Raw genomic sequence first — 19,153 nt, 5'->3', positions numbered from 1 at the left:
CACCCCGCCGGACGGGCCGACCCGCACTCTGGCTGCTTCGCGAAGGTCTCCGGACGCAAAATGAGCGGCATTCCGGATGTGGCGGCGCTACCTTGCTTCTGTGCGGGAAAGTCCTGCGCGCGAACGTCAACCTACCTTCACCGGAGGAAGCAAGATGAAGCTCCGCGTCGCCGCCGCATCGCTCCTGCTCGTGCTCGCCGCTGCCGCGTGCACAGGCGAAAACCCGGTCGGATCCCAGGTGTCACCATCCCCCGCGGCGAAGGAGGCCGGCAACTGGATGGGAAGCGATCACTGACCCCCATCTCTTCGGGAGCGGCTCGCGCGCGGCGGCTGAACGGCGGCCGCGCGTCGCTCCTTTACGCCCGCAGTCCCAGGTCCGACCACGGGTCAGTCGAGGCCGGCCGCCCAGCGCGTCGGCTTCGCTGGAGTTCTGCGCCACTCGCGACGGCGTGGATGGACGCGAGGCGATTCCGACCTGAACACCCGCCCGGCGCTTTCCCCGCAAGCGCGCCACGCACCTCTCCCCACGCCCCGCCGGACGGGCAGACCGGCACTCTGGTTACTTAGCGAAGGTCCCCAGACGCAAAATGAGCGGCGTTCCAGGTGCGGCGGCACTATCTTGCTTCCGCGCGGGAAAGTCCTGCGCGCGAGGGTCACTTACTTTACCGGAGGAAGCAAGATGAAGCTCCGCATCATTACCGCATCACTTCTGCTCGTGCTCATCACAGCCGCGTGCAGAAGCGAAAACCCGGTTGGACCCCAGGTGGCGCCGTCGACCCCCGCAAAGGATGCCGGCGGGTGGTTGGGGAGCGGGCACTGATCCCCTGTCGTTTTCCGAGCGGTCGCGCGCGGCGGCGTGGCTACACCGCTGCCGCGCGCAATTCTCGCAGCGCCCGTAGAATGCCGCCGGCCAGCTCCGGCAACTGCTCGGTCGTGGGGAGCCCGGTGGGGTGAGGTTCCGGAGTCTGGAGATGTAAGCTGTCCAACAAGGATTCTGCTTCGAGGACCGTACGCCCTTCCTTTCTCTGGCGCGCGACTTCGAGTGCCTTACCCGCTGCATGCGCGGCCCGGCGCACTTGGGCGAGGGAGGCTGCGCCGCGCGCAAGGTCGATCAACACGTCAGCGGTGACGGGGTCCGTCACTCCCCGCCGGACAAGAGTCCAGGATTCAGCCCAGGCGTCTTCGAAGATCGCTATCTGTCCGGCACCTCCGGCAGCACGCGCAACGTCCGCCCAAACCAGAGCCCGGTCTGCAGGCGTCGAGAAGTGGTTGAGGGTTTCCAGCGCCAGCGGCAACGATCGCTCGAAGTGTCCGAGAACGGTCCAGCGCCGCGAGAGGTCGCGCGCGAGTCTCGCGACGGACGGCGAGGTCGGTCCGTATGAGGCAAACGCCCTGGCCGCGAGGCTCTCCGCCAGCTCGACGTTGCCGGCATCCATTTCCAGGACGAACAGGTTGTGATATGCCGCACCGGCCATCTCGCGCAGATGGTTGCGGGTCGCGGCCCGCAGGCAGCGCCGGTGATAGTGTCTCGCTCGCGGGAAGTTGCCGAGCTGGAAGTACAGGTTCCCAAGCCCTGCGAGCGCTTCGGCATACGCCTGCCAGTCGTGGGCTTTCCGCGCCAGATAGATCGAGTAGTCGAACCAGCTCGTGGAGCGTGGATATTCGGCGAGCACTCGCGTGAGCCGCGCCACGCGGACCGCGAGCCCCGCCTGCCGCGGACTCGCGAGGTACGCGCATACCGCGAAATCCACCGCGCAGCGCAGCCGTCCCCGTCCCTCGAACCACCCGGCCAGCGCGGAGCACGCGTCCGCGATCCGCGAAGCCTCGGCGGCCTCGGGGCAGCGCACCACCTCCAGCAGCGCGGCCAGGTGCGGTTTCGCCTCCGCGAGAGCGGCCTGGTCCAGCGCTTCGATCTCGCCGGCGCGGGCTTTCGCTCGTCCCGGTCGAAACAGGCCTTCGCGGACACCGGCTCGCGCCCAGAGCTCCACGTCGCGGTAGCACTGCCAGAACACGAGCGCGGACGGTCCGTTTTCGTCGTCTAACAGATCGGACCCGGTGAAGCCTGCCGCGTCGATGCGCTGCACCAGCGGGGGCGGCACACGGAACTCGGTACGCGGGCGTCGTCTCGGGCTCTGGGGCTTTGTCATGCGTTGAACCAGGAGTCAGCGCCTCCGGGTGGTGCGGAGGCGAAGGCGGCGGGAAGCGACAGCGCGGTGCTCTCCGTGGACGATATGGCGTGAAACGGACCCGGGCAAGCCAGTCGAGCTCGCCGGGCCCGTTCGCCGCCCCTGTCCCATCGGTAGCGGTCGGAGAATCGAAATGCCCGGGATTGCGCCGGGGGCGTCTTCCCGCGGGAAAGCCCCCGGCCGCTTCGTGTCTATCCCTTTCACGCACCTATTCCGCCTTTTACCCTACTGTCACGCGCCAGTGTCGGCGCATGCCCCGACAGAGCCGTTGACGGGCGTGTGCTGCGGATCGGGACGCCCGGTGCTGGGGGCTCGGCTGTGACCGCCGCGGCAACGCGCGCGGTAGCTACGCCCTGTCGGCACACACCAGGGCCGGGCGTCCCGATCCTTGCCCACGCTCAGCCGAAAAGGAGCGGAGCCTCATGGGGGATGTGGAGGGAACCGAGCCTGTGCCTGCGGGCGGTGAGGCTCCCCGGGCGACGAGAGCGCCGGGACAGCCCCGGCCGGGCGCTGCCGAGCTGCCGCCGTTCCCGCCGGCCCGGCGCCCGTTCTCGCTCGGCACGCGCGGTCCGGACGGCTACTACGGGTCGGGCTCGTAGCGGATTGGTTCGACGGGGACTTTTGTCGGGGAGTGCCAAGGGGGGCGCCGGTGCGATCCGGCGCCCCCCTTGTTCAGCCCGGGACGTGTTCTACCGCCCTGATCCCGGGCGCGATCCCTACCCGTTCCCTGCGCCGTGTCCCTCGCGGCCCTGGCTCTCGCGCTTGCCGCCGACCCAGTCCAGCGGCTTGCGCTTCGAGGAGTCGACGCGCAGCTCGGAGCGCACGCCGCGCACGCCGTCCACGTCCCACGCGTCGTCGGTGGCGTAGCGCACCTCCTCGTGGTCGGGGAGCTCGCCGCGCAGGGTCACGATCCCGTCGCGCACCTCGACGGTGATGGACTCGGCGTCGACCCAGGTGTCGAAGAAGAGCGCCTCCTCCACCTCCTGCTTCAGCTCGTCGTCGGGGCGGCGGCGCTGCTGCAGGCGGCGGTAGTAGGGGCCCAGGCCGTAGCGCGCGGGGCCGTAGACGGTGCCCTCCTCCTCGCTCCAGGGCGCGCCCACGCCGCGGCCGCCCTCGAACTCGGCGCCGCCGCCGCGGCCGCCGTGCGGGCGGAAGTCGCCGTCGTACGGGCTGCCGCCGGCGCGCCGCAGCCACTCGGGCCCGAAGCCGCCGGGGGTGTAGGCCTCGCGCGCGGCGGCCTCGCGGCCCGGGTCGTCCCGCGGGCCGGGGCCGCGCCCGCCGGGGGGGTAGCGGTAGGCGTGGTCGTAGCGCGCCATCGTCAGGCTCCTGGCGTGCGGTGGAAGGCGTGCGGACGCGCCCGCGCGCCGGGACTGGTCCCCGGCGCCGGGCGGCCTCAGCCGGCGCGCAACAACCGTTCCAGCCAGGGCTCCGCTTCCCCCTCCGCCGGCCCCGGCGGCAGGGGGCGGCCGTGCAGCTCGTGGAGGAGCCGCCCCAGGCGGTCGGGGCGGTCGGTGACCAGGCCGTCGACCCCCCACTCCAGCAGGCGCCGCATGTCGTCGGCTTCGTCGATCGTCCACACGTGCACGGCCACGTTGCGCGCGTGCAGCTCGCCCACCATGCGGGGGGTGAGCACCTGGCGGCCGCCGTGCCGCTCGGGCATCTGGAAGGCGTCCACCGGCGGCCTCCAGAAGCGGGCCACGCGGCAGAGGTGGAGCGCGTAGAAGGCGTACGCCTCCTGCGCCGACGCGCTGGTGGGCCCCGCGTAGCGTCCGAAGCGCGCGCGGTTCCTCCGGTCTCCCGCGGCGATCAGCACGCGGTGCACGGCGCGCAGCTCGTGGACGGTGTCCCACACGGCCTGCTGGGCGCGGGCGTCCTTGATCTCCACGTTCACCCGCGCCCCGGGGAGCGCCTCCAGCACCTCGCGCAGGGTGGAGAACCGCACGCCGCGGCCGCGGAAGGGGAAGGTGGCGCCGCCGTCGGGGGTGAAGCGGAAGCCCGCGTCCAGCCGCTTCAGCTCGGCCGTGGTGAAGTCGGCGACGCGCCCGGCGCCGTCGGTGGTGCGGTCGACGGTGGGGTCGTGGATCACCAGCGCGTCGCCGTCGCGCGTGGGCTGCACGTCGGTCTCCAGCAGGTCGGCGCGCCACCAGTCGAGCGCCTGGCGGAAGGCGAAGAGCGTGTTCTCCGGCGCCAGCGCGGAGCCGCCGCGGTGGGCGATCAGGAGCGGCGCGCCCGCCAGGTAGCGGTGGCCGGGGCGATGGGAGGGCATGGTAGGGGATAGGGTACAGGGGACAGGGGACAGCCTGCAACTGCGGAGTGCGTGAGTGCGTGAGTGCGTGAGTGCGAAAGTGCGAAGTGCGAAACTGACAGGGGACAGCCGCGGAGCCCGCCGGCTGTCCCCTGTATCCTGTCCCCTGTCCCCTGCAGTTCAGTCCCGCTCCAGCATCTCCTGCTCGGCGCGGTCCAGGCGGTACAGGCGGGCGAGCACCAGGTCCACCAGGTGGCGCGTCATCAGCCGCGCCCACACCACCTTCTGCGAGTCGATGCCGGACTCCAGGTCGAGGGTGGCCTCGGCGTAGCGCTCGCCCAGGAAGGTGAGGATCTCCTCCACCGCGTCGGGGTGCGGGCAGCACGGCCGCTGCGAGTCGGTGCCCGGCGGCTCCACCAGCAGCCCGTCCACGAAGGCCAGGAACCCGGGGAACACCATCTCCGTCAGGTGCCCGCCGGCCACCGCCTCCTCGTCGGTCAGCTCCTCCCAGACCAGCTCGTTCCAGTACAGGTCCTCGGCCTCGCGCCGCAGGTACCCCAGCCGCTCCGGCGGCAGGGGCGCCGAGCCGTTGCCCACGCGCTCGGGGACGCGGCCGAGCAGGCGGCACATCCGCGCCCGGCGCTGTTCCACGAAAGCCTGCGCGGCACCGGGAGTGGCGGCGTTCCTGGTCATCAACCTTCTTGCGGGGTTCGGCTGCACGGACTGGGTCGGCACGACGGCTGAACATAGACGGCCCCCCGTGCGCCCGCAACCAGCGACGGACGCGCTCCGGGCCCGCTTTTGAAAAGCTCAAACGGGGGAACGGCTTAGGCGGAAGACCGGGCGGACGGTGGCTTACGGACCCGTCCGGGTCGTGGAAAGCTGCTACGCGGGGAAGGCTCAGTCGCGCGTGTGGCGCCGCACGCGCTCGGCCGCCAGCCGCCAGCGCATGCGCCCGGCCCAGCCGCAGCGCGCGCACCGCCGCACCGGCGTGGTGGCGGCCACGGCGCAGACGCGGTCGAGCACCCCGGTGCGCCCGGGGTCGACGGTGACGGCCCGGCAGAGCGGGCACTCGGGGGCGTACGGGAGCCTCGACAGGTAGTGCGCCGCGGCCCAGGGGAGGGCCACGGCGAGGGCGAACAGCGCGATCAGGCACACCAGCAGCACGCTCATCGGGCACCCCACCTCCGGGACTGACGGCTTCGGCGGGCGGGGGTGCAATCGCCGTTCCGCGGGGGTGGCACGCACGCTCCTTGCGGATACGCCTCCCGCTGCCGCAACGCCCGACAGGAGGCGAAGATGCGAGGATCCGGCAGATACGGGCGCGACTACCCGCCGGGCCACGGCCGGGGCTGGCGCGCGGGCGGGTACGGACGCGAGTACGGCGGCGGGTGGCGCGGCTACGACCGGGGGTACCGCCGCGGCTATGACCGCCCCCGAAGCCGCGGGTACGACCGGCACCTCCGCGGCTACGACGCCGGGTACGGGGCCGGGCTCCCGCCGTACGACGCCACCGGGTGGATGCCGTTCGCCATGGCGCCGCTGGGCTTCGACCCCGTGCTGGGGTGGGCCGGCTGGGGGGCGGGCGTGGGCTGGGTGCCCCCCGGGCCGGCGCGCGGCTACGACCGCGGCTACGACTACGAGGCCCGGCGCGTGCCGCCGCGCGAGAGCCCCACGTACGGCCGCGGCGGCGACCGGGCGCTCCGGCGCTGGGCCGAGCGCCACGGCTACGACGTCGAGTACACCATCCAGCCGCGGCGCGGGCTGCGGTACTGACCGAGGAACCCCGGACAGGAGGCGTGATGACCAAGCGCAGGCAGGACCCGGGCTTCGACCGGGACGAGATCGAGAACGAGGACCCGCTCGGCGAGGAGGCGTTCGCGGAGGCCGGCTTCCAGGACGCCCCCGACGGCGGCCCCGACTTCTCCGCCCCCGGGCTGGAGGACGACCCCGGCAAGCGCCCCGGCGGCTTCGGCCAGAAGGTGGCCGGCGTGTCCGAAGACCGGCAGCGCGAGCCGAACACCGCCAGCGACCAGCGCCCCGACACCCCCATGGGGATCATCAAGGAGCGCGGCGGGGAGGGGAAGGGCGACCCGGCCGTCGGCGGCACGCGCACGGACTGACGGACGCCGCTCTCCACGGCTGCGGGGGCGCCGGGGCTTGCGAATCGCCCGGCGCCCCCGCAGTGTATCCTCTGTACACTTTCTGCGGGTCCGCTCCGCCCGCTCCCGCGGAGGTGAGTCGTCGCGCCAGACGGTGTCATCCCGAGGGGCGCGGTAGCGACCCGAGGGATCTACTCGCCCCGTCTCGTGGGGTGGGACGCGCGATGGTCCCGGCGGGCTCGTCCTTCATCTCCCCGATCACCCGCGTTCCGCCGCCGAGGTCCGCGCCCCGTGCCGAAGCTCCCGTTCGACGTCGACGAGGTGATGCGCCGCATCCGGGCGGCGGTGCGGCCGTTCCCCAGGGCGGCACTGTTCGAGCTGCGCGACGAGGGGTTCGGCGGCGCGTTCGAGCAGCTCGCCGCCTGCCTGATCTCCGTCCGCACGCGCGACGAGGTGACGCTGCCCACGGCGCGGCGGCTCTTCGCGCGGGCGCGCACGCCGGCCCAGGTCGCCGCGCTGGGGCTGGAGGAGCTGGACGCGCTGATCGCCACCTGCGCCTTCCACGAGGCCAAGGCGCGGCAGATCCTGGAGATCGCCCGCGCGTGCGTCGCCGGGCACGGCGGGGAGCTGCCGTGCAGCGAGGAGGTGATGCTCGGCTTCCACGGCGTGGGCCCCAAGTGCACCAGCCTGGTGATGGGGATCGCCTGCGGCGAGCCGCGGATCGGCGTGGACGTGCACGTGCACCGGGTGACCAACCGCTGGGGCTACGTGCGCGCCTCCACCCCGGAGGCGACCATGGCCGCGCTCGGCGAGGTGCTCCCGAAGCGCTACTGGGTGACCATCAACGAGCTGCTGGTCCCCTTCGGCAAGCACGTCTGCACCGGCCGCGCGCCGAAGTGCTCCACCTGCCCCGTCCTCGAATTCTGCCGCCAGGTCGGCGTGACCGAGCACCGGTGAGCGGCGCGGCGACCCCCGGTCCGGGCGGCTGAAGCCGCGGCAACGACGGCAGAAAGCCTCGCGAACCGCGCGAGGCTTCAACTGCTCTGGATCGTGCGGCTCTGGGACGAGCGCCGATGGCGGCGCTCAAAGGATACGGAGGAGCCCGGCGGCGTGACGCGCTGTCCTGCTGCGAATTGTCCCCGGGCCGCGTCAGGAGCCGATCGGATACAGGCGGCGCCCGAGGCGGGGCGGCGGGGTGGCCCGGGCGCGCAGCTCGCGCACCAGCGCGCCCACGGCGGCGATCACCTGCGGGTCTCCCTCGCGCAGCAGGGCGGCCAGGATGTGCTTGCAGACGCGCTCGCGCCAGAGGTGGTCGCCGCAGTCGCAGCGCGGGTTCCAGGGCGAGCGCAGGTCCACCCAGTGCACCTCGCGCCCGCCCGTCACCTGGTACTGCCCCGGCCCCACCCGCAGCGTCTGGAGCCCCACCCCGCGCTCCAGCCGCCCGGGGTCCACGCCGCCCGCCGCCCCCATGTCGATCATCGGCCGCATCGTTTTCCCTCCGGGAGAAATCATGACGAACCACCGCGGGATGATACCCCCGTCGGATCTCCCGGTTTCGGAAAATCTTCGGCAGAAATGAACTCGCACGGCGTGCACGGGCGATGGACGAAAAGCACGAAAGTACGGGCGGGACGCGCCGGCTCGTCACGCCCGTACTTTCGTACTCCGTACTCCGTACCTCTCAGTCGTGGCTCGCGCCGCGCTCCTCGCGCGGATGGCCGTGGCCCTGGTTCTTCGAGGTGCCCGAGCGGTCCAAGTCGCGGTCCGTGCCGGCCGTGCCGGGCTCGGAGGCGCCGAACTCCGCGCCGTGGTTGTGGTCGCCCTCCGCCCCCTTCGGCGTCATCCCGCTGCCGGCCGCGGTGCTCCCCCCGCCCGGGGTCTGGGTGGTCTGCTTCAGGTCCGCCATGCTCCCTCCAGCGTATGCGGTCTCTCCCCTCTTGCGCCGACGCCGTGCCCCGGCCGCAAGAGGCGTTCCCGCAACGACATGCGTTTGCTTTTCCTCCGCCGCGGCCTTTCTCCGGCGCGCCGAATCCGCCACCGCTCCTCGACAGCCAGGCGCGGCGCGGGATTGGGCCGGAGAACGGATCTTGCGAGCGGCGGCGGGCCCGTCGCGACCGCTCACGAGGGTGTTGCGGGCGGAGTGGGGGAGCGATTACCTTGCGCTTCGGACCAGTCAGACAGCGTGGACGGCGTGCGCCGCCCGCGCGTCGGCGCCGGTGAGAGCGGCGCCACCCGCGGTTCGCTGCGAGGAGAGGAGGTGGGTCATGAAAATCCCTGGCTTCTGCAGCGAGCCCGCTCCCTGCACCGCTCCATGAGGAACGCCCCGTAGCTCGATGGCTGCGCGGGCGTTCATGTTTTTCCATCCACCGAGGAGGGTGAAATGCTCGATTCCGGGATGATCAACAAGATCCAGAAGGCGAAGGAGTACGCCTCGGAGCCGGAGCGCATTCACTTCCGCAGCCTCGAAGTAGAGTTCGACGGGAAGAACGGTCACCACGAGGTCGACTTCCGCGAAGGCCACTGGCACTGCGACTGCGGCTACTTCCGCACCCACCGCACCTGCAGCCACACCATGGCCATGGAGCGGGTGCTGGGCGTGATGGCCCCGGCCGAGGTGGGCTGACCCCGGGCCCCGTCCGCCGTGCCGCGCGGCCGTACGCGGCGAGGCCCAGGACACCCGGTCGCCGCGAGCCCACGCTTCTCTCGCGGCGATCGCCGTTTCGGCGCGAGTGCCTGAAGACACCCGCTGGAACCACGGAAAGCCTCGCAAACCCCGCGAGGCTTCAACCGCGCACCCCACGTCGTCCCGCGCTCGGGTTCGTCGCGCGAAGCGCCGAGGTCCCTCCCCCAGGCTGTTTTGGGGGAGGGACAGGCGCCTCGGGCGCCAGGGAGAGGGCCCCCGGCCGCCGCGCCGGAGTCCGCCGGGGAGCACTTCGCACTTCGCACCCTCGGCCTACGCACGCCTGGGGATCCACCGTGGACGGCGCGAGGGCGTTGCCGCGCCTTTCGTTACCCGGCGTGCCTTTCGGTTGACCTCGCCGTCGCCCCGGCTGTATCTTGCGGTTCGTTTCGGGCGAAAGTGGCGGAATGGTAGACGCGCCAGACTTAGGATCTGGTGGCTCCGGCCGTGGGGGTTCGAGTCCCCCCTTTCGCACTCCCCGTTCTTCCTGGCCGCAAGCAAGCGCGAGATAGATCCGGAATGGCAGCGGAAACCACCACCAGCGGCACCGACCTCACCGTCACCGTCAGCGAGCCCTCGTCGTCGAGCCGGCGCCTCTCCATCGTGGTCCCGGGCGAGCGCGTGCAGAAGATCCGCCGCTCGGTGGCCGCGCAGTACGCGCGCAACGTGCGCATGCCCGGCTTCCGCAAGGGGAAGATCCCCGAGGGGCTGGTCGAGAAGCAGTTCGGCGCGGCCATCGAGCAGCAGACCGTCGAGAAGGTGATCCAGGACACCTACCGGGAAGCGCTCGACAGCCAGGGACTGCAGCCGATCAACCAGGGCGAGGTGCAGAACCTCCACTACCACGGCCAGGGCGGCGAGCTGCACTACGACGTGGAGTTCGAGGTGCAGCCCCAGCTCTCCCTGGCGCGCACCGGCGGCTTCGTGGTCCCCCGCCCCTCCGAGCAGGTGGGCGACGCCGAGGTGGACGCCGTGCTGGAGCGGCTGCGCGCCGAGCGCGCCGCCCTGCACCCCGTCGAGGGCGCGAGCCCCGGGGAGGGCGACGAGGTGGTGGTGGAGATCACCGCGCTCGACCAGGAGGACGCCGAGCCGCAGCCGTACCGCTTCGCGCTGGGCGAGGGGCAGGCCATCGAGCCGATCGAGCGCGCCATCATGCAGCTCCTCCCCGGCGAGGAGCGCGAGTTCGACGTCACCTTCCCCGACGACTACGTGGAGGAGGAGCTGCGCGGGCAGACGCAGAAGATGCGCATCCGGCTGGACGAGGTGCGCCGCCGCGAGCTCCCCGCGCTCGACGACGAGCTCGCGCGGTCGCTGGGCGAGTTCGACACCCTGGAGGCGCTCAGGGCCCGCGTGCGCGCCGACCTGCAGGACGACGCCCGCCGCCGCGCCGAGCAGGCCGTGCGCGACGCCCTGGTGGGGCAGATCGTCGAGGCCAACCCCATCGAGGTCCCCGAGTCGATGGTGGCGCGCTACCTGGACTTCATGATGGGCCTGGACCCCGACCGCGGCGGGAAGCGGCCGGAGCCCACCCCCGAGCAGGCGGAACGGATCTCGCAGTTGCGCCAGATCATGCGCCCGCAGGCCGAGGCCGCGCTCAAGCGCATCCTGGTGATCGAGCACCTGGCCGACCGCGAGGGGCTGCGCGCCACGCAGGACGAGGTGGACGAGCGCGTGGAGCGGATCGCCCGGGCGCAGGGGCGCACCGAGAGCGACGTGTGGCTGGAGCTGGAGAAGCGCGGGCAGATGCAGGCGCTGGAGGCCGAGATCACCGAGGACAAGGTGTTCGACTGGCTCCGGCAGCAGAACACGCTGGGCTGACGAACCCGCCGCCCCGGGCGGTGTACGCGAGGCGCGCCGCGCCGGGAGCGTGGGGGCAAGAGCGGAAAACCCCGAGAGACGGAAAACGAGGCACCATGCCGATCTACGCGCCGTACGTGATCGAGCGCTCCAGCCGCGGCGAGCGGAGCTACGACATCTTCTCGCGCCTGCTGATGGACCGCATCGTGTTCCTGGGCAGCTCGATCAACGACGACGTCGCCAACGTCATCATCGCGCAGCTCCTCTTCCTCCAGGCCGACAACCCGGAGAAGGACATCTACCTGTACATCAACTCCCCCGGCGGGAGCGTGTACGCGGGGATGGCCATCTACGACACCATGAAGTTCCTCTCCTGCGACGTGAACACCTACTGCATGGGGATCGCGGCGAGCATGGGGAGCTTCCTGCTGGCGGCGGGGACCAAGGGCAAGCGCTTCGCCCTGCCCAACAGCCGCATCATGCTGCACCAGCCCTCGGGCGGCGGGCAGGGGACGGCGGCCGACATCGAGATCCAGGCCCGCGAGATCCTGTACATCCGCGAGCGGATGAACCAGATCTACGCCGACAACACGGGGCAGACGCCCCAGAAGATCGCCGAGGACCTGGACCGCGACCGCTTCATGAGCCCCGAGGAGGCGAAGGACTACGGCCTGCTCGACCACGTGATCCAGCACCGCGGGCAGGTGGTCGAGGTGGCCCACGCCGTGGCCGAGACCCGCTGATCCCATCCCGAACGCCCCGCCGCCGCCCCGGCGGCGGGGCCGCCAACCTCCGGCAGTAGCGCCATGCCTAGCGACAAGCACCTCCGCTGCTCCTTCTGCGGCAAGTCCAAGGACTCGGTGAAGCGGTTCATCTCCGGGCCCTCGGTCTACATCTGCAACGAGTGCATCTCGCTGTGCAACGAGATCCTCGCCGAGGAGGAGATCAAGGAGGCCACCAGCGCGGCCACCCCCGTGCCCACCCCGGTCGAGATCAAGGAGGTCCTCGACCAGTACGTGGTGGGGCAGGAGCAGGCCAAGAAGTCGCTCGCGGTGGCGGTCTACAACCACTACAAGCGGGTGAACCACCAGGGGGTGATGGACGACGTCGAGCTCGACAAGTCCAACATCATGCTGATCGGCTCCACCGGGGTGGGGAAGACGCTCCTGGCGCAGACGCTGGCCCGGATCCTCCACGTGCCGTTCACCATCGTCGACGCCACCACGCTCACCGAGGCGGGCTACGTGGGCGAGGACGTGGAGAACATCCTGGTGCGGCTGCTGCAGGCGGCCGACTTCAACGTGGCCGAGTGCGAGCGGGGGATCATCTACATCGACGAGATCGACAAGATCGCCCGCAAGAGCGAGAACCCCTCCATCACGCGCGACGTCTCCGGCGAGGGGGTGCAGCAGGCGCTGCTCAAGATCCTGGAGGGCACCACCGCCTCGGTGCCGCCGCAGGGCGGGCGCAAGCACCCGCAGCAGGAGTACATCCAGATCAACACCCGCCACATCCTCTTCATCTGCGGCGGGGCGTTCGACGGGCTGGACAAGATCATCGAGGCCAGGACGGGCAAGCGGCAGATCGGCTTCAGCGGCGAGGGGCCGGGCGCGCGGACCGACGAGGAGAAGGCGAACCCCTTCCGCGACGTGGAGCCGGAAGACCTGCTGCGCTTCGGGCTGATCCCCGAGCTGGTGGGGAGACTCCCGGTGGTGGTGACGCTGGAGAACCTGGACGAGGACGCGCTGGTGAAGATCCTCACCGAGCCGAAGAACGCGCTGGTGAAGCAGTACCAGAAGATCTTCGGGATGGACGGCGTGGGGATCACCTTCGACCCCGCCTCCATCCGCGCCATCGCCAAGCAGGCCATCGAGCGCGGCACGGGCGCCCGGGGGCTGCGCGCGGTGATCGAGAACCTGATGCGCGACATCATGTTCGACATCCCCTCGCGCGAGGACGTGCGCGAAGTCGTCGTCACCCCCGAGTGCGTGAGCGAGAGCGTGCCGCCGCTGCTGATCCTGGCCGCGGAGCCGAGGAAGAAGAAGGAAGCGTAGGGAAAAGAAGTACGGGAGTACGAAAGTACGGGAGTACGAAAGCGCGAGGGCGGCCGGAGAAGCCGCCCTCGCGCGTTTTCGTTCGTGGTGATGGTTGGCTTGCAGGGGCGAGTCCCCAGGTATTGGTGCACGGCGAGCATCCGACGGTCGAGGCATGCCTCGACCCTACGAACTTCGGCGCGCGACATTCCCGTACTCCGTACTTTCGTACTCTCCCGTCACGAAAGTGAACAGAGTGCACAGATGCGCCCGAAATCAGCGCTCTTGTTGGAACGCCGTTGAGGCCGTAGTCTTCCGAGTGTAAAAGAAACCATAGTGTACAAAGAGAACACCGGGGCCGTGCCGCCCCGGCGGGGAGGGCGTGATGCGCCCTCCCCGGGCGAGCGTTTCGGTCGAGACGCTGCGCTACGCCGCCGCGCGCGCCGTGGAGCGCACCTCGCTGCGCAAGGTGGCCGACGCCATGGACATGGCGCCGTCGTGGCTGCAGAGCTTCGTCGACGGGCGCACCGCCGTGCCGCGCGCGCAGACGCTGCGCAAGCTGCGCGAGTGGTTCACGCGCGAGATGGCCTCGCTGGCCGAGGTCTCCGAGGCGAGCGCCGCCGCGTCGCTCTCGCTCCTGGTCGAAGGCCTGCTCACCGAGCCCGACCGCGCCGAGGCAAGGCGGGCGCTCCTGGACCTCCTCGCCGGCCGCTACGCCAAGCAGGGCGCCGTCCCCGACTGGATCCAGGCCCTGCGCGACCCCGAGTGAGCGGGGCGCTCCGCCCTCCGGAGCGCCCCGCCTTGCTTCCCCCGCCTTGCGCCTCTCCTCCCCGCGTGCGAACGTCCCCCGCGCGGCGAGAGTCCTCGCACATCGTACTCCGTACCTCGTACGTCCGTACTCTCGCACTCTCGCACTTTCGCACTCTCGCACTCTCGCACTTTCGCACTCGATGAAGATCAAGTCGGTCGAGTTCGCCGGCGCCATCGGCCAGATCGGGCAGGCCCAGCCCGAGGCGGCGCGGGGCGTGGCCCAGGTGGCGTTCTCGGGACGCTCGAACGTGGGGAAGAGCTCGCTGATCAACCGGCTGCTGGGGCGCACGCGCACGGCCATCGCCCGCGTGTCGCAGCAGCCGGGGAAGACGCAGGAGATCAACTTCTACCGCGTGCGCTCGGACCTGGGCGACTTCTTCCTGGTGGACCTCCCCGGCTACGGCTTCGCCCGGGTGCCGAAGGAGCTGCGCGACCGCTGGCAGCCGCTGATCCACGGCTTCCTCTCGGCCAGCAAGGACCTGGTGGGCGTGGTGCAGCTCATCGACGTGCGCACCGGGCCCACGCAGGACGACCTGCGCTCGGTGGACTACCTGGCCGAGCTGGGCGTGCCCGTGCTCTTCGCGCTCACCAAGAGCGACAAGCTGGGCAGCACCGCGCGCGAGCAGGCCGTCGCCAAGGCCGTCCGCAAGCTCGGCATCGACCCCGACCAGGCGATCGCCTTCTCGGCGCTCAAGGGCGACGGGCGCGAGGAGCTGCTGGAGACGCTCTCGGCGCTGCTGTTCCCCGACGCGGGCGAGGGAGAGGGCGGGGAGGAGGGGGACGAAGACCGGGAGGACGATGCCGGAGAGGAGGGCGGCTGAACCCGCACAGGCTTTCCAGACTGACTGGCCTCCCAAACTGATTGGCCTCACACGGAGTCGACGGAGTCAGCGGAGAGAGAATCCTCCGTGAGCTCCGTTTCCTCCGTGTGAGGCCGGCGATGGTGCGCCGCGGATGGCACACCCCATGCCCCTCGCGGGGTAGTCGATCATCCACCAAAACGAAGGTTCGACGGGAGGAAGTGAGATGCTGCGCGCGCGCATCCGGCGGGCGGCGGCGCTCGTCCTGGCCCTGCCGCTGCTGGCGGGGTGCTTCGGCGGGCGGCGCGGCTCGGACCGGCGGGAGGAGGCCACCCTGCTGGTGCACAACAACCTGGCGATCGCTTCGGCGGCCACCGTCTACGTGGTCTCGCTGCAGGGCGAGCGGCACCTGCTGGGGAGCGTGACGCCGCGCGAGAACGCTTCGCTGCGCTTCCGCGCGCCCTCGATCTCGGGCTCGTACCGCTTCGTGGCGCGGCTGCGGCGCGGCTCGGAGATCGTGTCGCAGCCGCTGGCGCTGAACGGCGGCGAAACGGTGGACTGGGAGCTGAACAATAACACCGCCATCGTCCTCAAGCCGTAAGGCGCCATTCGGACCGGCCGCGGCCCGGGCGTGGAGTCTCTCCGCGCCCGGGCCGCTTCGCGTCCACAACCGTACGGATTAAGCCACCCTGCGCACGCACATCCGTCCACACCGTTGGGGTTTTCGTCCACTGCGTACGAGTGTCGGAGGACGTGCGTCGGCGTGATTGCGACACAAATGAAGCGGGGATAGCTTCCGCTTGCCACGTTCGACAGTCCTTCCGCAACCGGGGAGCCCGACGCTCTTGTTCCGCCTCTTCCGACGCACGCAGGCTTCGGCCGCGGCGCCCGCCCCGGCGCCGGGCGCGCGCTTCCGCGCGGCGCCTTCCGTCACCTGCACGCGCGACGGGGGGCGCACGGTGCTGCTGGACCACCGCGCGGGCGAGTTCTACGGGCTGGACGAGGTGGCGACGCGCCTGTGGGAGCTGCTGGGCGGCGGCGCCACGCTGGCCGAGGCGGTGGACGCGCTGGAGGCCGAGTACGAGGCCCCGCGCGAGGTGCTGGAGCGCGACGCGGCGGCGCTGGCGGCGCGTCTCGTCTCGCTCGGCGTGCTGGAGGCGGCGTGATGCGCTCGCGCGGGTCCTCGCCGCCCGGCGTGCTGCGCGCGGCGCTGTTGCTGCTGGCGGTGCGGCTGCACCTGAAGGCGCGGGGCTTCGGGCGCTCGGTGGCGCGGGCGCGCGGCCTGGGCGCCGTCGTCCGCCCTGGCCCCGCCGATCCACGCGGGCTGGCGGAGCGGACGGCGTACGCGGTGGCGGTGGCGGCGGCCTTCTTCCCCGGGCGGGCGGTGTGCCTGGAGCAGTCGCTCGCGCTGTACGTGCTGCTGCGCCGCCGCGGCGTTCCCGCCGAGCTCAGGCTGGGGGTGCAGCCCTTCCCCTTCGCCGCGCACGCCTGGGTGGAGCTGGACGGCGAGCCGGTGAACGAGGACCCCGAGACCGTCGCCGCCTTCCTCCCCATGCCCGCCCAGGCCGGATGAGCGCCTTCGTCTGCGCCGCCGGGCCCGATCCGTCGCTCCCGGGCGATCTCGCGCGCCGCCTGCGCCGGACGGGGACCCCCGTCGACGCGACGCTCGCCGCCGACGGGTTCGCGGGCGCCGCCGGGCCGCCCTTCCTCCGTCCGTTGACGGCGCGCCGTGGCTCGCTGGCGGCGGTGGGGGACGTGCGGCTGGACAACCGGGCGGAGGTGCTGCGCGGCGCCGGGCCCGTGGCGGCGGACGCGCCGGACCTGGAGGTGGCGCTGGCGGCGTTCGAGGCGCGTGGGCCGGCGGCGGTCCCCGCGCTGCTGGGCGACTTCGCCTTCGTGGTGTGGGACGGCCGCGCCCGCCGCCTGGTGGCCGCGCGCGACGCGTTCGGGGTCCGCCCGCTCTTCCACGCGTCGGTCGGCGGCACGCTGCTGGTCTCCTCGCGGCTGGAGGCGCTGGCGGAGGGGGCGGGGTTCGACGAGGCGTTCGTCTCCGGCTTCCTGGCCGGCGGCCTGGCGGACCCGGAGCGGACGGTGTGGGAGGGGCGCCGCGCCGTCCCGCCCGGCGGCATCCTGGTGCACGAGGACGGGCGGACGGAGGTGCGGCGCTACTGGCGCGCGGAAGACTTCCGGCCGGCGGAGGCCGCGGACGAGCGCGAGGCGGTGGAGCGCTTCCGCGCGCTCTTCGCCGAGGCGGTGCGCTGCCGGCTGACGGGCGGGCCCGACACCTGGTCGCAGCTCTCCGGCGGGCTCGACTCGTCGTCGGTGGTCTGCATGGCCCAGGCGCTGGCCGCGGCGGGCGAGGTCCCCGGCGGGGTGGGCGGGACGGTCACCGTCGTCGACTCGCTGGGCGACGGGGACGAGACGCGCTTCTCGGGCGCCGTGCTCCGCCGCTGGGGTGTGCGCAACGAGACGCTCTGCGACCCCTGGCCGTGGGAGGACGACGGGGCGCCGCCGGTGGCGGCCGACGAGCCGCGTCCGCACTTCCCCTACTGGACGCGCGACCGCCGCCTGTGCGACGCGGTCCGCCGCGCCGGGGGGCGGGTGCTCCTCTCGGGGCAGGGGTCGGACCACTACCTGGCCGGGCCGCTCACCTTCCTGGCCGACCTGCTGGCGAGGGGCCGCGTGCGCGAGGCCGCGCGCGAGGCCACGCGGCACGCGGTGGCGCAGCGCATCTCCTTCTACGGCGTCTTCGGCCGCGAGGCGCTCCTGCCGCTGCTGCCGCGCCCGCTCGCCCGGCGCCTCGAGCCCGCCACGGTGCCGCCGTGGGTGGAGCCGGCGTTCGCGCGGCGGACGGGGATGCGCGAGCGCACGCCCGAGGCGCGGCGGGCGCTCTCGCGGCGGGGGCGCGTGTGGGCGGACGAGATCGGCGCGGGGCTGGCGGCGCTGGCGGGGTTCCTGGAGCGCGGGCCGTTCCAGGAGGGGCTGGAGATGCGCTACCCCTTCCTGCACCGCCCGCTGGTGGAGCTCGGCCTGGGCCTGCCGGTGGCGCTGCGCACCCGTCCGGGGACCACCAAGTGGGTGCTGCGAGAGGCGATGCGCGGCGTGCTCCCCGAGGAGGTGCGCGCGCGGCGCGGCAAGGGCGGGATCGACGCGCGCGTGCTGTGGGCGCTGCAGCGCGAGGCGCCGCGGCTGCGGGCGCTGCTGGTCGACCCGCTGGTGGCGCGGGCCGGCTGGGTGCGCGCCGATGCGCTCCGCGCGGCCGTCGAGCGCGCGCGCCAGGGCGAGGTGGAGAACCTGCCGCACCTGCTGTGCACGCTGGCGCTGGAGACGTGGCTGGTGGTGAGGTCGGGCCGGTGGTACCCGAGGGAAGCGATGCAGCCGGCTGCCGCGGCCTCGGCCGCGTGACCGGCGGAAGGTTACGCAGAGGAAAGGAAGTCAGCATGACCGGGAAGAAGCCCTACGTGGCCCCGACCGTCACCGCGCACGGCGGCGCCGTGGTGCGGACGCAGGGACGGCGCGGGGTGCTCATCGAGCTGATCGAGTGGCGGCCGAAGGAGCGCTGACCGGCAGGACACCCGCGGCGGCATCCCGCCGCCGCGCCACCGACCCGCGCTCCCGGCGTCGCCCGGAGGCGCGGATCCCATCCACCGAAAGGACCCGAACATGACCGAGAAGAAGCCTTACGTCGCCCCCACCGTCACCGCCCACGGCAGCGCCGTCGTGCAGACGCAGGGCCGCGGCGGCCGCAACCTGGAGCTGATCGGCTTCCGCGGCGGCCGGCCCCTGGGCTGAGCCGGTGGACGAGCGCCCGCGGAGGAGACGACGCGGGAAGGCAGTGAAGTAGAGGAGTAGACGCGGCCCGGAGGTCCCACCGGCCCAGGTCGTTTTCTCTGCACGTCGTCGTCGTGTTCCGCGGAAGAGGGAGAGCAGGGCGGGCGGAGCTGGCAACGTTCGCGGCGCACGCCACGGGCTGCGCCGCATCACGGAAGAGAAAGGATGTCAGCATGGACAGAAAGCCTTACGTCGCCCCGACGGTGACCAGGCACGGCAGCGCGGTCGAGCAGACGCGCGGCGAGCACGGGCGCACGCTCGAGTTCATCAACTTCCGCCCCGGCCCTCCCTTCCCGCAGCCGGGCCCCGGCAGAGCCTGACGAAGTGATACCAGATTCTGCGATCGATTGTGCAAAGAAGATGTCATCCTGAGGGAGCCGCTGCGCCGAACCTGCCTCGGCACGATGCTTGGCGGCGACCGAAGGATCTACTCACCCCGGAGCGAGGCCGGCTTCTGCGCACTGCACCGGGCCACCAGACACGCGGAGTAGATCCCTCGGTCGCGTCCAACCATTGGCGCGGGGTGAATTACGCGCGGACGCTCCCTGAATAGAAACTACGGAGCCGGGGTCGCGCTCTTCAGGCGGCCTTCCGCAGTTCCACCTTGTAGCCGAGCCTCTCCAGACGCCGCTGCAGGCGTCGCGCTACGCGCTCTCCACCCTGGGAGTC

The 19,153-nt window shown here is 72.1% G+C and carries 24 protein-coding genes and 1 tRNA gene; 18 read left to right on the top strand and 7 right to left on the bottom strand.

Annotated elements, in window-relative coordinates:
* The first annotated feature begins 154 nt into the window (after positions 1-154).
* Positions 155-295, top strand: a complete 141-nt coding sequence (locus VF746_17940; GenBank protein ID HEX8694307.1) for a hypothetical protein — start codon at positions 155-157, stop codon at positions 293-295.
* A gap of 565 nt (positions 296-860) precedes the next feature.
* Here the strand turns inward: VF746_17940 and VF746_17935 are convergent.
* The 5 genes from VF746_17935 to VF746_17915 form a co-directional block, all read right to left on the bottom strand.
* On the bottom strand, positions 861-2,084 hold the full coding sequence (locus VF746_17935; protein HEX8694306.1) for a tetratricopeptide repeat protein: 1,224 nt from the start codon (positions 2,082-2,084) through the stop codon (positions 861-863).
* A gap of 818 nt (positions 2,085-2,902) precedes the next feature.
* Positions 2,903-3,502, bottom strand: a complete 600-nt coding sequence (locus tag VF746_17930; GenBank protein HEX8694305.1) for a BON domain-containing protein — start codon at positions 3,500-3,502, stop codon at positions 2,903-2,905.
* 77 nt (positions 3,503-3,579) lie between these two features.
* Entirely contained in the window at positions 3,580-4,452 is an 873-nt protein-coding gene (locus VF746_17925; protein ID HEX8694304.1) for a glycerophosphodiester phosphodiesterase, read from the bottom strand.
* 159 nt (positions 4,453-4,611) lie between these two features.
* Positions 4,612-5,124 carry a hypothetical protein gene (locus VF746_17920; GenBank protein HEX8694303.1) on the bottom strand — a complete coding sequence of 171 codons (513 nt, stop codon included), beginning with the start codon at positions 5,122-5,124 and terminating at the stop codon, positions 4,612-4,614.
* Positions 5,125-5,331: 207 nt separating this feature from the next.
* On the bottom strand, positions 5,332-5,604 hold the full coding sequence (locus VF746_17915) for a hypothetical protein (protein ID HEX8694302.1): 273 nt from the start codon (positions 5,602-5,604) through the stop codon (positions 5,332-5,334).
* A 126-nt stretch (positions 5,605-5,730) separates the two neighbouring features.
* Between VF746_17915 and VF746_17910 the strand changes: the two genes are divergently transcribed.
* The 3 genes from VF746_17910 to nth all read left to right on the top strand — a co-directional run bounded on the left by VF746_17910 (position 5,731) and on the right by nth (position 7,490).
* Positions 5,731-6,207, top strand: coding sequence for a hypothetical protein (locus VF746_17910; protein HEX8694301.1), 477 nt, complete (start codon positions 5,731-5,733; stop codon positions 6,205-6,207).
* A 26-nt stretch (positions 6,208-6,233) separates the two neighbouring features.
* A complete protein-coding gene (locus tag VF746_17905) occupies positions 6,234-6,554 on the top strand; it encodes a hypothetical protein (protein ID HEX8694300.1) in 321 nt (106 codons plus the stop codon).
* 270 nt (positions 6,555-6,824) lie between these two features.
* Positions 6,825-7,490: an endonuclease III gene (gene nth / locus VF746_17900; GenBank protein HEX8694299.1), complete on the top strand. Its 666-nt coding sequence runs from the start codon at positions 6,825-6,827 to the stop codon at positions 7,488-7,490.
* A 192-nt stretch (positions 7,491-7,682) separates the two neighbouring features.
* Here nth and VF746_17895 read toward each other — a convergent pair whose 3' ends face one another.
* Both VF746_17895 and VF746_17890 read right to left on the bottom strand, forming a co-directional pair.
* Entirely contained in the window at positions 7,683-8,021 is a 339-nt protein-coding gene (locus VF746_17895) for a hypothetical protein (protein ID HEX8694298.1), read from the bottom strand.
* 193 nt (positions 8,022-8,214) lie between these two features.
* Complete coding sequence (locus VF746_17890) at positions 8,215-8,439, bottom strand: hypothetical protein (protein ID HEX8694297.1); 225 nt, start codon at positions 8,437-8,439, stop codon at positions 8,215-8,217.
* 474 nt (positions 8,440-8,913) lie between these two features.
* Here VF746_17890 and VF746_17885 point away from each other — a divergent pair, with 474 nt between their 5' ends.
* From VF746_17885 to VF746_17820, 14 genes are all read left to right on the top strand, one after another.
* Positions 8,914-9,156 (top strand): hypothetical protein, encoded by a 243-nt coding sequence (locus tag VF746_17885; GenBank protein HEX8694296.1) that lies wholly within the window; start codon positions 8,914-8,916, stop codon positions 9,154-9,156.
* A gap of 450 nt (positions 9,157-9,606) precedes the next feature.
* Positions 9,607-9,687: transfer RNA gene (locus VF746_17880), tRNA-Leu, on the top strand.
* A 45-nt stretch (positions 9,688-9,732) separates the two neighbouring features.
* Positions 9,733-11,031: a trigger factor gene (gene tig / locus VF746_17875; protein ID HEX8694295.1), complete on the top strand. Its 1,299-nt coding sequence runs from the start codon at positions 9,733-9,735 to the stop codon at positions 11,029-11,031.
* A 95-nt stretch (positions 11,032-11,126) separates the two neighbouring features.
* Positions 11,127-11,753, top strand: a complete 627-nt coding sequence (gene clpP / locus VF746_17870; GenBank protein HEX8694294.1) for an ATP-dependent Clp endopeptidase proteolytic subunit ClpP — start codon at positions 11,127-11,129, stop codon at positions 11,751-11,753.
* Between the two features lie 63 nt (positions 11,754-11,816).
* A complete protein-coding gene (clpX, locus tag VF746_17865) occupies positions 11,817-13,064 on the top strand; it encodes an ATP-dependent Clp protease ATP-binding subunit ClpX (protein ID HEX8694293.1) in 1,248 nt (415 codons plus the stop codon).
* Positions 13,065-13,428: 364 nt separating this feature from the next.
* Positions 13,429-13,812 carry a hypothetical protein gene (locus VF746_17860; protein ID HEX8694292.1) on the top strand — a complete coding sequence of 128 codons (384 nt, stop codon included), beginning with the start codon at positions 13,429-13,431 and terminating at the stop codon, positions 13,810-13,812.
* A gap of 181 nt (positions 13,813-13,993) precedes the next feature.
* Positions 13,994-14,674, top strand: coding sequence for a ribosome biogenesis GTP-binding protein YihA/YsxC (gene yihA, locus VF746_17855; protein HEX8694291.1), 681 nt, complete (start codon positions 13,994-13,996; stop codon positions 14,672-14,674).
* A 205-nt stretch (positions 14,675-14,879) separates the two neighbouring features.
* Complete coding sequence (locus VF746_17850; protein HEX8694290.1) at positions 14,880-15,254, top strand: hypothetical protein; 375 nt, start codon at positions 14,880-14,882, stop codon at positions 15,252-15,254.
* Between the two features lie 244 nt (positions 15,255-15,498).
* Positions 15,499-15,819, top strand: a complete 321-nt coding sequence (locus tag VF746_17845) for a PqqD family protein (protein HEX8694289.1) — start codon at positions 15,499-15,501, stop codon at positions 15,817-15,819.
* Complete coding sequence (locus tag VF746_17840; protein HEX8694288.1) at positions 15,819-16,226, top strand: lasso peptide biosynthesis B2 protein; 408 nt, start codon at positions 15,819-15,821, stop codon at positions 16,224-16,226. Before VF746_17845 ends, VF746_17840 begins: the two co-directional genes overlap by 1 nt.
* Positions 16,223-18,058: an asparagine synthase-related protein gene (locus VF746_17835; protein ID HEX8694287.1), complete on the top strand. Its 1,836-nt coding sequence runs from the start codon at positions 16,223-16,225 to the stop codon at positions 18,056-18,058. Before VF746_17840 ends, VF746_17835 begins: the two co-directional genes overlap by 4 nt.
* Before the next feature lie 35 nt (positions 18,059-18,093).
* A complete protein-coding gene (locus VF746_17830) occupies positions 18,094-18,216 on the top strand; it encodes a hypothetical protein (GenBank protein HEX8694286.1) in 123 nt (40 codons plus the stop codon).
* Positions 18,217-18,316: 100 nt separating this feature from the next.
* Positions 18,317-18,445: a hypothetical protein gene (locus tag VF746_17825; protein ID HEX8694285.1), complete on the top strand. Its 129-nt coding sequence runs from the start codon at positions 18,317-18,319 to the stop codon at positions 18,443-18,445.
* Between the two features lie 212 nt (positions 18,446-18,657).
* On the top strand, positions 18,658-18,804 hold the full coding sequence (locus VF746_17820; protein HEX8694284.1) for a lasso RiPP family leader peptide-containing protein: 147 nt from the start codon (positions 18,658-18,660) through the stop codon (positions 18,802-18,804).
* Positions 18,805-19,153: the final 349 nt, after the last annotated feature.

Source organism: Longimicrobium sp., assembly GCA_036389795.1.
Classification (GTDB): Bacteria; Gemmatimonadota; Gemmatimonadetes; order Longimicrobiales; family Longimicrobiaceae; genus Longimicrobium.
Note: the sequence above shows the minus strand (reverse complement) of the source record. Positions and strands in the feature narration are given on the sequence as shown.

Excerpts from the sequence above, each read along its gene's own strand:
- VF746_17940 (HEX8694307.1), top strand. The coding sequence starts at position 155 with ATGAAGCTCCGCGTCGCCGCCGCATCGCTCCTGCTCGTGCTCGCCGCT.
- VF746_17930 (HEX8694305.1), bottom strand. The coding sequence starts at position 3,502 with ATGGCGCGCTACGACCACGCCTACCGCTACCCCCCCGGCGGGCGCGGC.
- VF746_17925 (HEX8694304.1), bottom strand. The coding sequence starts at position 4,452 with ATGCCCTCCCATCGCCCCGGCCACCGCTACCTGGCGGGCGCGCCGCTC.
- VF746_17920 (HEX8694303.1), bottom strand. The coding sequence starts at position 5,124 with ATGACCAGGAACGCCGCCACTCCCGGTGCCGCGCAGGCTTTCGTGGAA.
- VF746_17915 (HEX8694302.1), bottom strand. The coding sequence starts at position 5,604 with ATGAGCGTGCTGCTGGTGTGCCTGATCGCGCTGTTCGCCCTCGCCGTG.
- VF746_17910 (HEX8694301.1), top strand. The coding sequence starts at position 5,731 with ATGCGAGGATCCGGCAGATACGGGCGCGACTACCCGCCGGGCCACGGC.
- VF746_17905 (HEX8694300.1), top strand. The coding sequence starts at position 6,234 with ATGACCAAGCGCAGGCAGGACCCGGGCTTCGACCGGGACGAGATCGAG.
- VF746_17895 (HEX8694298.1), bottom strand. The coding sequence starts at position 8,021 with ATGCGGCCGATGATCGACATGGGGGCGGCGGGCGGCGTGGACCCCGGG.
- VF746_17890 (HEX8694297.1), bottom strand. The coding sequence starts at position 8,439 with ATGGCGGACCTGAAGCAGACCACCCAGACCCCGGGCGGGGGGAGCACC.
- VF746_17885 (HEX8694296.1), top strand. The coding sequence starts at position 8,914 with ATGCTCGATTCCGGGATGATCAACAAGATCCAGAAGGCGAAGGAGTAC.
- tig (HEX8694295.1), top strand. The coding sequence starts at position 9,733 with ATGGCAGCGGAAACCACCACCAGCGGCACCGACCTCACCGTCACCGTC.
- clpP (HEX8694294.1), top strand. The coding sequence starts at position 11,127 with ATGCCGATCTACGCGCCGTACGTGATCGAGCGCTCCAGCCGCGGCGAG.
- clpX (HEX8694293.1), top strand. The coding sequence starts at position 11,817 with ATGCCTAGCGACAAGCACCTCCGCTGCTCCTTCTGCGGCAAGTCCAAG.
- VF746_17860 (HEX8694292.1), top strand. The coding sequence starts at position 13,429 with ATGCGCCCTCCCCGGGCGAGCGTTTCGGTCGAGACGCTGCGCTACGCC.
- yihA (HEX8694291.1), top strand. The coding sequence starts at position 13,994 with ATGAAGATCAAGTCGGTCGAGTTCGCCGGCGCCATCGGCCAGATCGGG.
- VF746_17850 (HEX8694290.1), top strand. The coding sequence starts at position 14,880 with ATGCTGCGCGCGCGCATCCGGCGGGCGGCGGCGCTCGTCCTGGCCCTG.
- VF746_17840 (HEX8694288.1), top strand. The coding sequence starts at position 15,819 with ATGCGCTCGCGCGGGTCCTCGCCGCCCGGCGTGCTGCGCGCGGCGCTG.
- VF746_17835 (HEX8694287.1), top strand. The coding sequence starts at position 16,223 with ATGAGCGCCTTCGTCTGCGCCGCCGGGCCCGATCCGTCGCTCCCGGGC.
- VF746_17830 (HEX8694286.1), top strand. The coding sequence starts at position 18,094 with ATGACCGGGAAGAAGCCCTACGTGGCCCCGACCGTCACCGCGCACGGC.
- VF746_17825 (HEX8694285.1), top strand. The coding sequence starts at position 18,317 with ATGACCGAGAAGAAGCCTTACGTCGCCCCCACCGTCACCGCCCACGGC.
- VF746_17820 (HEX8694284.1), top strand. The coding sequence starts at position 18,658 with ATGGACAGAAAGCCTTACGTCGCCCCGACGGTGACCAGGCACGGCAGC.